At 64.2% G+C, this 11776-nt stretch carries 11 protein-coding genes and 1 pseudogene; 6 read left to right on the top strand and 6 right to left on the bottom strand.

Annotated elements, in window-relative coordinates:
• The first annotated feature begins 52 nt into the window (after positions 1 to 52).
• Positions 53 to 2107, top strand: a complete 2055-nt coding sequence (parE, locus tag RFM40_RS11590) for a DNA topoisomerase IV subunit B (RefSeq protein WP_320226640.1) — start codon at positions 53 to 55, stop codon at positions 2105 to 2107.
• 146 nt (positions 2108 to 2253) lie between these two features.
• On the top strand, positions 2254 to 4320 hold the full coding sequence (locus RFM40_RS11585) for an FUSC family protein (protein WP_320226639.1): 2067 nt from the start codon (positions 2254 to 2256) through the stop codon (positions 4318 to 4320).
• On the opposite strand, the gene RFM40_RS11580 is transcribed toward RFM40_RS11585, so the two are convergent.
• The 3 genes from RFM40_RS11580 to RFM40_RS11570 all read right to left on the bottom strand — a co-directional run bounded on the left by RFM40_RS11580 (position 4317) and on the right by RFM40_RS11570 (position 6325).
• On the bottom strand, positions 4317 to 4562 hold the full coding sequence (locus tag RFM40_RS11580) for a hypothetical protein (RefSeq protein WP_320277559.1): 246 nt from the start codon (positions 4560 to 4562) through the stop codon (positions 4317 to 4319). The genes RFM40_RS11585 and RFM40_RS11580 overlap by 4 nt on opposite strands.
• A 224-nt stretch (positions 4563 to 4786) precedes the next feature.
• Positions 4787 to 5074, bottom strand: a complete 288-nt coding sequence (locus tag RFM40_RS11575) for a nucleotidyltransferase family protein (RefSeq protein ID WP_320221105.1) — start codon at positions 5072 to 5074, stop codon at positions 4787 to 4789.
• Between the two features lie 129 nt (positions 5075 to 5203).
• Positions 5204 to 6325, bottom strand: coding sequence for a DUF2336 domain-containing protein (locus RFM40_RS11570; protein WP_320226638.1), 1122 nt, complete (start codon positions 6323 to 6325; stop codon positions 5204 to 5206).
• Between the two features lie 147 nt (positions 6326 to 6472).
• On the opposite strand from RFM40_RS11570, the pseudogene RFM40_RS11565 reads away from it, so the two are divergent.
• A pseudogene (locus tag RFM40_RS11565) lies at positions 6473 to 6931 on the top strand (MaoC family dehydratase); the annotation flags it as partial.
• Positions 6931 to 7812: an HpcH/HpaI aldolase/citrate lyase family protein gene (locus RFM40_RS11560; protein WP_320226636.1), complete on the top strand. Its 882-nt coding sequence runs from the start codon at positions 6931 to 6933 to the stop codon at positions 7810 to 7812. The pseudogene RFM40_RS11565 and the gene RFM40_RS11560, both read left to right, overlap by 1 nt.
• Positions 7813 to 7816: 4 nt before the next feature.
• Here the strand turns inward: RFM40_RS11560 and RFM40_RS11555 are convergent, their stop codons facing one another.
• Complete coding sequence (locus RFM40_RS11555) at positions 7817 to 8491, bottom strand: methyltransferase family protein (protein ID WP_320226635.1); 675 nt, start codon at positions 8489 to 8491, stop codon at positions 7817 to 7819.
• A 143-nt stretch (positions 8492 to 8634) separates the two neighbouring features.
• Here RFM40_RS11555 and RFM40_RS11550 point away from each other — a divergent pair, with 143 nt between their 5' ends.
• On the top strand, positions 8635 to 9357 hold the full coding sequence (locus RFM40_RS11550; protein WP_320226634.1) for a TetR/AcrR family transcriptional regulator: 723 nt from the start codon (positions 8635 to 8637) through the stop codon (positions 9355 to 9357).
• Between the two features lie 87 nt (positions 9358 to 9444).
• On the opposite strand, the gene RFM40_RS11545 is transcribed toward RFM40_RS11550, so the two are convergent.
• Entirely contained in the window at positions 9445 to 10053 is a 609-nt protein-coding gene (locus RFM40_RS11545) for a flavin reductase family protein (protein ID WP_320226633.1), read from the bottom strand.
• A 1-nt stretch (position 10054) separates the two neighbouring features.
• Positions 10055 to 10639 carry a nitroreductase family protein gene (locus tag RFM40_RS11540; protein ID WP_320221113.1) on the bottom strand — a complete coding sequence of 195 codons (585 nt, stop codon included), beginning with the start codon at positions 10637 to 10639 and terminating at the stop codon, positions 10055 to 10057.
• A gap of 164 nt (positions 10640 to 10803) precedes the next feature.
• On the opposite strand from RFM40_RS11540, the gene RFM40_RS11535 reads away from it, so the two are divergent.
• Complete coding sequence (locus RFM40_RS11535) at positions 10804 to 11769, top strand: hypothetical protein (RefSeq protein ID WP_320221114.1); 966 nt, start codon at positions 10804 to 10806, stop codon at positions 11767 to 11769.
• Positions 11770 to 11776: the final 7 nt, after the last annotated feature.

Here is an 11776-nt window from a genome sequence, read left to right as displayed (position 1 = left end):
AAAGCGTGGCAGTATCGAGGAGTGATTCGCAGTACCGGACTTAATGGCCAGCATGGACGACACCAGCGATCTTTTCGGCAATCAGGAAAAGCAGCCTCAGCAAGGGCGCGCGCCCTCGCGCCCTGCTGATCCGCTGGTTCAGGCGGCGAAGCGTTCGACCTCCGCCCGTGACGGCAGCGAGAGCTACAGCGCGGCCGACATCGAGGTGCTGGAAGGGCTGGAGCCGGTGCGCCGCCGCCCGGGCATGTATATCGGCGGCACCGACGACAAGGCGATGCATCACCTCTTCGCCGAGGTCATAGACAATTCTATGGACGAGGCGGTCGCCGGTCACGCCACCTTCATCGACGTCGAACTCTCGGCTGATGGCTTCCTGACGGTCACCGACAACGGCCGCGGCATCCCGATCGATCCGCATCCGAAATTCAAGAAGCCGGCGCTCGAAGTCATCATGACGACGCTGCATTCGGGCGGCAAGTTCGACTCCAAGGTCTACGAGACCTCCGGCGGCCTGCATGGCGTCGGCGTCTCCGTCGTCAACGCGCTGTCCGACCATCTCGAGGTCGAGGTCGCGCGCGGTCGCCAGCTCTATCGCCAACGTTTTTCGCGCGGCATCCCGGTCAGCGGTCTCGAGCATCTCGGCGAGGTCCACAACCGCCGCGGCACGAAGACCCGCTTCCATCCCGATGAGCAGATCTTCGGCAAGGGCGCCGCCTTCGAGCCGGCGCGGCTCTACCGCATGACGCGCTCGAAAGCCTATCTGTTCGGCGGCGTCGAGATCCGTTGGACCTGCGATCCGTCGCTCATCAAGGAGAAGGATCAAACCCCGGCCAAGGCCGAGTTCCATTTTCCCGGCGGCCTGAAGGATTATCTCAAGGCCACGCTCGGTGACGAATTCCAGGTCACCCGCGAGGTCTTCGCGGGAAAAAGCGACAGGCAAGGCGGCCATGGCTCGCTGGAATGGGCCGTCACCTGGTTCGGCGGCGACGGCTTCCTCAATTCCTACTGCAACACCATCCCCACCGCCGAAGGCGGCACGCATGAGGCCGGTTTCCGCAACGTGCTGACGCGCGGCCTTCGCGCCTATGCCGACCTGATCGGCAACAAGCGCGCCTCCGTCATCACCACCGAGGACGTGATGATCTCGGCCGCTGGAATGCTGTCGGTGTTCATCCGCGAGCCGGAATTCGTCGGCCAGACCAAGGACAGGCTGGCGACCATCGAGGCGATGCGCATCGTCGAAAGCGCCATCCGCGATCCGTTCGACCACTGGCTGGCCGACAATCCTCAGGAAGCCTCAAAACTTCTTGAGTGGGTGATCGCGCGCGCCGACGAGCGCGTGCGCCGCCGCCAGGAAAAGGAAGTCTCGCGCAAAAGCGCGGTGCGCAAGCTGCGCCTCCCGGGCAAGCTCGCCGATTGTACGCAGAACGCCGCCGCGGGGGCCGAGCTCTTCATCGTCGAAGGCGACTCAGCCGGCGGTTCGGCCAAGCAGGCGCGCGACCGCGCCAGCCAGGCGGTGCTGCCGCTGCGCGGCAAGATCCTCAACGTCGCCAGCGCCGGCAACGACAAGCTTGCCGCCAACCAGCAGATCTCCGATCTGATCCAGGCGCTCGGTTGCGGCACGCGCTCGAAATATCGTGACCAGGACCTGCGTTACGACCGCGTGATCATCATGACCGACGCCGATGTCGACGGCGCCCATATCGCTTCGCTGCTGATCACCTTCTTCTATCAGGAGATGCCGAGCCTGATCCGCGGCGGCCATCTCTACATGGCCGTGCCGCCGCTTTACTCGATCCGCCAGGGCGGCAAGGTTGCCTATGCCCGCGATGATGCGCACAAGGATGAGCTGCTGCGCACCGAATTCACCGGGCGCGGCAAGGTCGAGATCGGCCGCTTCAAGGGCCTGGGCGAAATGATGGCCTCGCAGCTCAAGGAGACCACGATGGACCCGAGGAAGCGCACGCTGCTCAGGGTCGACGTGAGCGAGGCCGAGGCGGCGACCAAGGACGCCGTCGACGCGCTGATGGGCACAAAGCCCGAGGCGCGCTTCCGCTTCATTCAGGAACGCGCCGAATTCGCCGAGACCGACGTGCTGGATATCTGAACGCGGACTGGTCCACAACAGGCTCCGCTAATGCATGTCGCCCAGAAGTGTGCAGCGGTTCTGGGATAACGACATGCATCAGAACAAGGACTTGAAGCGCGTCGCCTGAAACCCGTTTCAGGTGACGCGCTTTAGGGAGACTGGATGTGACCCTGACGCGGCTGAAAGCGCTTGTCGAGATACCGCTGAATGGCCTGACGCAACCGACGCGCTCGGACTGGATCTTTGCCCTGCGCACGGTTTCAGCCGGGCTGATCGCGCTACTTGCCGCCTACGCCCTCAAGCTCGACCATCCGCAATGGGCGATGATGACCGTGTTCATTGTCGCGCAGCCGGTGGCCGGCATGGTGCTGGCCAAGGGGTTCTATCGGCTGCTCGGCACGCTGGCCGGCGGCGTAGCGGCGATCGGCATCACATCGCTGTTCGGCACCAATCCCTGGTTGCTGGTGACGGCGCTGGCGCTGTGGGTCGGCGTCTGCACGCTGGTCTCCTCGCTGCTGCGCAATCCGGAGGCCTATGGTGCGGCCCTCGCCGGCTACACCGCGATGATCATCAGCCTGCCGGCATTCGGGCAGCCGCATCTCGTCGTCGATCTCGCCATCGCGCGCTGCGCTGAAATCGTGCTTGGCATCGTCTGCGCCGGCGTCACCAGCCGGCTGATCCTGCCGAAACTGGCGGCAGACGCCATCATTTCGAGGCTGAAGCGCAGCATTCTCGATCTTGCCGACTATGCCTCAGGCGCCTTTTCCGGCGGCGATCCGGCCGACCTCGCCACTCTTCAGCGCAAGCTGATCACCGATGCCCAGACGCTTGCCGATATGCGCACCTATGCGCGTCTCGAGGCGCCGAGCTTCGCCACGCGCGCCCATCCGGTGCGGCGCACGATCGGGCAACTCCTATGGGCGCTTTCGGCGGCGCGCGCGCTGCACACCCATGCCGCGCCGAAGAACGCGGCGCTCATCCCGGTGCGCGGCGAGTTGAAGACCTTGGTCGGCGAACTGGCGGCGACGCCAGGGGCGCTTGACGACACGGGACCGTGGGTAGCGCGGCTCGATGCGATCGCGAGCAAGGCAAGAGAGGCGCCGCCTGTGCCTACCGACCCCAGCGAAGACAAGGTCGGCACCATCACCCGCCTCACCATCGCAGCCGATTTCGCGGAGGCGCTGAAGCAGGTGATGCGTGGCCTGGATGCGCTTCGCTCGCCGGTCTCCAGGCCGTCCCGTGAACGACAGCAGCCGGCGCTGGTCGTGCATCGCGATTATCACGCCGCCTGGCGCAATGCCGTGCGCGCCGCGCTGGCCACCCTCCTGGTGGCAGCTTTCTGGCTGACGACCAAATGGTCGGAAACCGCCGGCACCGTCATCCTCGTTGCCGTCGTCTCCAGCCTGTTCGCGGCACGTCCCGATCCGGTCCAGTCCGCCTGGGGCTTTTTCACGGGAACGCTGCTGGCGCTCCCCTTTGCCTTTCTCGTCGGCCAGATCGCCATGCCGGCGCTCCCCGGCTTCGGCTGGTTCACGCTCTTTGTCGTGCCGATCATGGTGCCGGCAGCACTCGGCATGGCCAATCCGCGCCATGTCGGCGTCGCCACCGCCTTCGCCATCAACTTCCTGGCTTTCCTCAGCCCGCACCAGCTGATGACCTACGATCCCGGTCCGTTCTTCGCCGGATCGGCGTCGATCCTGGTCGGCATCCTGATTGCCATCGGCGTCTTCATCGTCGTGCTGCCGGCCAACGCCTGGGTCACCGTCGAGCGCATCTCGCAGGCGATGCGGGAGGACCTGGCGCGACTTTGCCTGCATGAGCGCATTCCGCGACGTTCGGCCTTCGAAAGCCTTGCCTACGACCGGATCAACCAGTTGATGCCGCAGCTGCAGCGTACAGGCAGGAAAGGTGACCCCATTCTGGGCGGCAGCATCGCCGCCGTCACCGTCGGGCTCGAAGTGCTGCGGCTGCGCAATGCCCAGCTGAACTCCGCCGTCCCTCACGAAACGGTGGAATCGATCGGCAATTTCCTGCGCGGCCTGGCGCGGGAATTGCTGTTCAGGAGGCATGGCGAACCGCAGACGTCGACCGTTGCCGTGGCGAGGCAATATGCGGCCAGCATCGCCGATCGCAGCGACCGGCCCGAAATGCTGCAGGTCGCAGCCTCGCTGCGCATCATCGCCGCGGCGATGGAGGATTATCCGGATTTCTTCGCGAAGGATCGAAATTAGCTCTTTGCGGGAACGTCTTGTTGCCTGCCTTGTGGCCTCCGCATAGGCACCACCGCTTTTGCCGGCTTGGATTCGTCGGTGAGGTCCACCTCAAAATGAGCCGCAACCCGCAAGATCAGCTTCGAGATATCGTCGATAGCTTCCCCAAGTTTCAATTTGTCGGGCGTGCGGGGTATCTGACCGGACGGCGATGGGTATCGAAAAGTTGTCGCGTAGGCCTCCAGCCATGTGAGCGACTTCAATACTGCCTTCTCGGCGTTGTCATCCGGAAATCGCCGTACGATCTTGTCGAGCTGGTGTGCGTCATGGCGTTCGATATGACTCGGAAGTCGCCAACGCCCGAATGACCTGCTCTATCGCTTGCTCGCTGAGATAGGCTGCATTGCGAGAGCCTGTTTGAGCAAGAAGGCGCGCATCCTCGATACATCCGCTCGCCAATCGAACCGCGCTGGCGATGGTTCGATGGTCAGACATCCAGCCGTTGCCCGTCTCGAGCGACAGCGTAAGCGATAGTGTTTCGTGCTCCCCAGCTTGCAGCCAAATCGCCGGATGTCGTGGCAAGTATCGTGGCAGGAATTCCGATTTCGTTCTGGATCGTCCAGCCTACGAGCGGATCGAGCAGTTCCGGTCTGGTATTATCCGGCAAGGCAACCAAGATATCCCAATCACTGTCGGGTCGATTGTCGCCCCGCGCCCGGCTGCCGAACAACCATATCGAATCCGGGTTGAGGCGAAGCTTGATCTCGTCGATCAAGGGCTTGATCTCCGCCGGAATCTTGACACTTTTTCCTGTGGGGTGCTGCATAACCCAAAGATAGTAGCAATTTCGCCAGCCCACAACGCAGCGGCGACCGCGACCGTTCGCCGGTCGGTGACGTTCAAACTAAGCCGCAGCAATTGCCAGCGCATGTCCGCGCGCGTTCTCACGCAGCGCGTCGAGGTGGATCGACTTCACCAGCCCGGCAAGATCGCCCTCGGCCGATTGCCCGCCGAGTTCCTTCAGCATCAGCCAACTCACTTCCTGAACGCCGGCGACGCGCTTGCCATTGGCGACCTCGCGCCAGATCTTCAGCGCCCGCAGGATGATGCCGTGCGTGGCGGCTGCGAGGCCGGCGCTGCGGAACAGCGCCTGCAGCGCCACGTCATGGCCGCCGGCCAGCAACGCCCTCACCCGCTGCTCGGATTGTTGGGCAAGCGCCACCAGCGCCGAGCCGAAGAAGTCGACCTTGCCGTGCGCGATGGTGCGGATGATGAAACCAGCGGTGAGATCGCCACGCAGCCTCAGATGCTCGATCAGCGCGGCATGCTCCTCGGCGCGCGTGCCCTCGATCAGCGTGACGGAGGCTTTCACGCAGGCGTCGCGCATCACGCGGTCGGCGCGCGCAGCCCCCATCAGCGCCAGAACCAGCGGCGAACCCTTCAGCGTCTCGCCGAGCTTGACCAAAAGCATGTGCCGGCAGTCGGCAGGCAGACGCGCGTCGGAGATCAGCGCTTCGCGCACCAGCGGCAGGTGGCCGTGCCGTTCGGCCATGCGGCGGAAGCTCAGCGATGCAATATCGGCACCGCTGTTGGCAACGAGCGAGGCGCAGGCTTCCGGCTCGCCGATCTCGGCGATCGCCGCCGCCAGGGCCATCGAGACGACGGGGCGGTTGGCGATCAGCTTCTGGGTGGCCTTCTGGCCGCAGGCGACACGGTCGATGAGATCGGCATCGGTAAGCAAAGGCGAACGCGCCAGCACCAGCGCCGCCACTTCCGGTTGGTCGGAAGCCAGCGCGGCTATCACCTGCGGCGGCGCGTGGTGGCTCATCGACAGCGCTTCGGCGAGCGACTGCCGGACCTTGGCGGAAACGTCGTCGAGCAGCAGCGTCAGCGCCGCCTCGGCGGCGCAGCGATCCTCGAAAGGCAGGTCGGAATTTATGTAGGCGCGGGCCAGCGCGCTCGCGGCGGCCGCGCGCTCGGAAACCCTTGCCGTATCAATCCATTTTAGGAAATGCGAAACAATCATGCCGACCAGCTACGCCCTTGCCGGAATGTTCCCCGGCCCCGTTGTGAAAGGTAGGCTGGAAATGGTTTACGAACGGTTCACCATGTTTCTTAACCGGCTTGATGGAGCCGCAACCAACGCCTATCAAGCAAGGGTAAGCGGAGGAGATCGGACATGGCCGGGCTTTATCTTGAGGAGTTCGTCGTCGGCCACGTCTTCCGTCACACATTGCGCAAGACCGTCACCGAAAGCGACAACATGCTATTTTCGGTGATGACGCTGAACCCGCAGCCCCTGCATATCGATTTCGACTTCGCGGCGAAGAGCGAATGGGGCAAGCCCTTGGTCAATTCGCTGTTCACGCTCGGCCTGATGATCGGCATCTCGGTGAATGACATCACCGTCGGCACCACGGTCGCCAATCTCGGCATGAAGGAAACCGTCTTCCCGCACCCGGTCTTCCACGGCGACACCATCCGGGTCGAAACCACGGTCGTTTCGGTGCGCGAATCCAAGTCGAAGCCGGATCGCGGCATCGTCGAATTCGAGCATCGCGCCTACAATCAGAACGACGTACTTGTCGCCAGATGCACAAGGCAGGCGATGATGCTGAAGAAGGCCGCCTGATGCGCTCGCTGCTCTTCGTTCCGGGCGATTCCGAGCGGAAGCTGGAAAAGGGCTTTGCCGCCGGCGCCGACGTGGTGATAGTCGACCTTGAGGATTCTGTCGCCGCCGCCAACAAGGCGCAGGCGCGGACGATTGCGGCGAGCTTCATCTCAAGCAAAAGGCAGCAGACAGGTTCCGCCGTCTATGTGCGCGTCAACGACCTCTCGACCGGTCTGACCGACGACGACCTCGCGGCACTTGTCCCGGTGAGGCCCGACGGCATCATGCTGCCGAAGTCGAACAGCGGCCAGGATGTCCAGCAGCTGGCGGCCAAGCTTCGAGTTTACGAGGCCGAAAACGGGTTGCCGGACGGCGGCATCGGAATCCTGCCGATCATCACCGAAACGGCCGCCGGCGTGCTGGCGGCGACGAGCTATGCCGGGGCAAGCGGGCGTCTCGTCGGGCTTACCTGGGGAGCCGAGGACCTGTCCGCTGCGATCGGCGCGCGCTCGGCGCGCGACGATAGCGGCCGCTACACCGACGTGTTCCGCCTGGCGCGCGCGATGACCATCCTTGCGGCCGGCGCGGCCGAGGTCGCGGCGATCGATACCGTGTTTCCGGATTTCCGCGACATGGCCGTCTTCGAGGCCGAATGCCGCGAGGCCGAACGCGACGGCTTTACCGGCAAGATGGCGATCCATCCGGCGCAGGTGCCCGTCATCAACGCCGCCTTCACGCCGTCGGCCGAGGCGGTCTCGCGATCGCAGGCGATCGTCGCAGCCTTCGCAGCGGCGGGAAATCCCGGCGTGGTCGGCATCGACGGCAAGATGTATGACCGGCCGCACCTGCGGCTTGCCGAACGGCTGCTGGCCCGCGCCAAAGCCGCAGGGATTTCTGCCTGAAGAGCTACCAGACCATCGGGATCAGCCTGTAGCGCACATGGGCCGCGTAGTCGTCATAGCCCTGCAACCCCGTCCGCAACGTCTTTTCTTCGATGAAGGTGCGGATTGCGAGCAGAACGATGAAGACAAGCACCGATGCCAGCCCCCACCAGGAGCCGAGCAGCAGCGCCGTGCCGGCGAAATAGAGTATGGCGCCGCCATACATCGGGTGGCGGACGTAGCTGTAAGGCCCTGTCGTGACCACCCGCTGTCCGCGCTCGTCCTGGATCTTCACGACCGGCGCCGCGAAGCTGTTTTCCAGCATCGTGAGATAGCAGATCCAGATGCCGACGAGCAGCACCAGCGCGCCGATCACTTGCACCCAGGCGGGAACTGCCGACCAACCGAAACGGACGTCGAACCCCATCAGGGCCAGCCAACCGAAGATGCCGAGCAGCAATATGCTCAGCAATATCTTGTCGGCCGCGGTCTGGTTCTTCTGGATCGGAGGGCGGAGGCGCTCATTCATCAGGCCCGGATCGCGCCGGGCAAGCGCCACACCCATGGTAAGGCTTAGCCCGACCATCACGACCATGTACACCCAGGCTCCGGTCCAGTGCAGCGTGCCTGCCGACAGAAACATCAGTGCGCCCATGACGCCAAACCACACGAATGTCTGGACAACCAATCTCGAGACCATGACCAACCTTCCGTGACATGCCCCGCCGCTATTGGCCGAATCCGACCAGTGGTCTATTATACCGACCAGTGGTCTGCTCTCAAGCCTTATCGACAACTCCGGCATCTGGACGGGAACGGTCGCGGCGTGCAGAAGGTTTCGCCATGCCACGTATCGTCAAGCACCCGGAACTCAGGCGAGAAGAACTGCTCGACCATGCCCAGACCCTGTTCCTGACGCATGGCTACGACAAGGCGAGCCTCAATGACGTGATTGCCGCCGCCGGCATCTCGAAGGGCGCCTTCTATCACTATTTTCCGTCCAAGGAGGCCCTGCTCGAAGCGCTGGCCGAGCGCTTCGCGAAACAGGCGCTCGCCGGTGTCCAGGACATACTCGCCGATCCGGCGCTCGATCCGCTCGGGCGGCTCAATGCCCTGCTCGCGAAATCGCGGCAGGCCAAGATCGAGACCGCGGCGGAAGCCTGGGCGCTGTTCGAGACGCTGTTTCGGCCGGAAAACCTGGTGCTTTTCCACCGCATCAATCTGGCGGCCAGCGCATCGTTTTCGCCCCTGCTGGTCGAGATCATCCGGCAAGGCGTCAAGGACGGCACGTTCCGCACATTCGACCCGGAAGGCGTCGCCGACATCGTCATGCAATTCGGCATGGCCACGCACGACGTCATCGCCAAGGCGTTCGCCAGCGGCAGCGATGCCGACATGGAAATCGCGATCGAAGCCCTGGAGAAGCGCATCAGGCTCTACGAGATCGCCCTCGACCGCATCCTCGGTCTCGCAGACGGCAGCATCCGGATCGGCGAGCCTGGCTATGTGCGCGCCGTCATGATGGCGCGCGCCAAAGCAATTCCAGGAAAAGTGCGCAACGGTTAGGTTCGGCGACTTCGCCGTGGCCTTCCGTCCGGAATTGCGTAAAACCTACGCTTGGAGCGGACCGGCGATACAGTCGCCGGATCCGCGCTAATCCTTCGGCCAACGCGGCCGCCGCATCGAAAAAATCTCGTTGACGCTGGCATAGTCCATATAGCCGAGCCGGCCGACATTGCCGGCTCTGACGATGTCGAATTGGCCGTCCTTGAGATAGGCCTCGTCGATATGGACGCCGACGACTTCGCCGGCGACGACGACGGCGCCGGTTTGCGTGCCGTCCAGCGCCCGGGGCCGAAATATCTCGGTAACCCGGCATTCGAGCGCCGCCGGCGCTTCCGCCACGCGGGGCGGCGCGACGAGGCGCGACGGCGCCATGGCGAGATCGGCATAGCCGAACTCGCTGACGCCGCGCGGCGCATCGACGGCCGTGCGGTTCATCTTCTCGGCCAATTCGCGGCTGACAAGATTGGCGACGAATTCGCCGCTCTCGGCCGCAATCGTCGCGCTGTCCTTCTCTCCCTCGGATGAGAACCAGACGATGAAGGGACGCGTCGAGAAAGCGTTGAAGAAGGAATAGGGCGCAAGGTTGACCTTGCCTTGCCTGTCAATGGTCGAAATCCATCCGATGGGGCGCGGCGCCACGATCGCCTTCGACGGATCATGCGGCAGGCCATGTCCCTTCGAAGGCTCGTAGAACATCTTAGCCGACCCAGGGCCCTGTGTAGTCGGCATAGAGCTTCGCCGGATCGGGCCGCGGCCGCTCCGGCGCCGGCCCCTGGTATGAGCCGATATGGACAAAGCCGACGACGCGCTCCCGCGGCGAGAGGCCGAGGATCGCCCTGCCCTCCGCAACATCGGAATACCAGTTGCTGATCATGTTGGTGCCATAGCCCAGCGCATTGGCCGCGATCATCAGATTCATAGCCGCCATTGCGCCCGACAGGAACATCTCCCATTGCGGGATCTTGGGGTTCTCCTTCGGCACCGACACCACGCCGATCACCAGCGGCGCGCGCGAGAAGCGCGCCAGTTCCTGGTTGCGCCGCCCCTCGGGCAGTGGTCCCTCACGCTGCTCGGCAAGGGCCGCGAGCTTCTTGCCGATCTCGACCCGCGCTTCGCCGCGGTAGAGGATGAAGCGCCAAGGCTCGAGCCGGCCGTGATCGGGAACGCGCGAGGCAGCGGCGATCATCGTGGCGATCTCCGCATCGCTCGGCGCCGGCTCCTTGAGGTCGGGTATAGGCGCGGAATTGCGGGTCAGCAGGAAGTCGATGATCGGCGACGCCATGGGCGCAAGTCTCCTAGAAACATTCAATTTTGAGCTGAAGCGCGCTATCGGGAGGCCGGGCGGCTCGGGCAATGACGCATTATGCGCCGGATAAAGAGCCTTGCCGGGACGCGGCAGGCTCTTGAGCCTTGAAATTGCCACCGCCTTGGGCTTCAACGCAAGGCATGTTTGAGGGGACTCTGCGCCTTTTCGTGATCGGGCTCGTCGCCGCGCTGTTCGCGGTGCCGGTCTCGTTCGCGCTGGCCCAGAACGCCAACGACGTCGGCGATATCAAGCTGCCGGGCATTTCGAGCTATACGACGCCGAAGAGCGAGAGGTCGCTTGCGCTCGGCAATGGCGGCGCGATCACCCTTTCGGCGCAACTGACCGACAAGGGCGCCGACATCACCCGCGGCATCGTCTGGCGCGTGTTCAGGCCGGAGCCGGCCGGCGACGGCAAGCTGCCCATGGTGGCGTCCGCGCATGGTGGCACGGCGGTGTTCCAGCTCGATCCCGGCAGCTACCTTGTCCACGCCTCATATGGACGGGCCGGCGCCACTAAGCGCATCACCGTCGGCAAGGATGCCAAGCGCGAAAGCCTTGTGCTCGACGCCGGCGGCTTGAAGCTCGACGCCGTGACGTCAGGCGGCGCGCATATCCCGCCGAAGAAGCTCCGCTTCGCGATCTATGAGGGCCAGGCCGAGGCCAATGGCGATCGTGCGCTGATCGCCCCCGACGTCGCACCCGATACAGTGGTGCGGCTGAATGCCGGCACCTATCACGTCGTCTCCACCTATGGCGCGGTCAACGCCGTGATCCGCTCCGACATCCGCGTCGAGGCCGGCAAGCTGACGGAGGCCACCGTCGAGCACCGCGCGGCCGAGATGACGATGAAGCTGGTGCGCGAGGCCGGCGGCGAAGCCATTGCCGACACTTCCTGGTCACTGCTCAACGAATCCGGCGATCCGATCAAGGAAGCCGTCGGCGCCTTCGCCTCGATGGTGCTGGCCGAGGGCCAGTACACCATCATCGCCAAGAACCGCGACCGCATCTACCAGAAGGATTTCACGGTCGTGGCCGGCCAGAACCAGGAGATCGAGGTCGTGGCGAACGAATCGTCCGCCATTGATCCGGAGGAAGGCGCGGACTGACGGCCAG

It is taken from the genome of Mesorhizobium captivum, from assembly GCF_033977165.1.
Lineage (GTDB): Bacteria > Pseudomonadota > Alphaproteobacteria > Rhizobiales > Rhizobiaceae > Mesorhizobium > Mesorhizobium captivum.
Note: the sequence above shows the minus strand (reverse complement) of the source record. Positions and strands in the feature narration are given on the sequence as shown.

What these genes read in the sequence shown, in the direction of transcription:
- RFM40_RS11540 (WP_320221113.1), bottom strand. Translation starts at nt 10,639, where the DNA reads ATGGCGTCGCCGATCATCGACTTCCTGCTGACCCGCAATTCCGCGCCT.
- RFM40_RS11545 (WP_320226633.1), bottom strand. Translation starts at nt 10,053, where the DNA reads ATGTTCTACGAGCCTTCGAAGGGACATGGCCTGCCGCATGATCCGTCG.
- parE (WP_320226640.1), top strand. Translation starts at nt 53, where the DNA reads ATGGACGACACCAGCGATCTTTTCGGCAATCAGGAAAAGCAGCCTCAG.
- RFM40_RS11550 (WP_320226634.1), top strand. Translation starts at nt 8,635, where the DNA reads ATGCCACGTATCGTCAAGCACCCGGAACTCAGGCGAGAAGAACTGCTC.
- RFM40_RS11535 (WP_320221114.1), top strand. Translation starts at nt 10,804, where the DNA reads ATGTTTGAGGGGACTCTGCGCCTTTTCGTGATCGGGCTCGTCGCCGCG.
- RFM40_RS11555 (WP_320226635.1), bottom strand. Translation starts at nt 8,491, where the DNA reads ATGGTCTCGAGATTGGTTGTCCAGACATTCGTGTGGTTTGGCGTCATG.
- RFM40_RS11560 (WP_320226636.1), top strand. Translation starts at nt 6,931, where the DNA reads ATGCGCTCGCTGCTCTTCGTTCCGGGCGATTCCGAGCGGAAGCTGGAA.
- RFM40_RS11570 (WP_320226638.1), bottom strand. Translation starts at nt 6,325, where the DNA reads ATGATTGTTTCGCATTTCCTAAAATGGATTGATACGGCAAGGGTTTCC.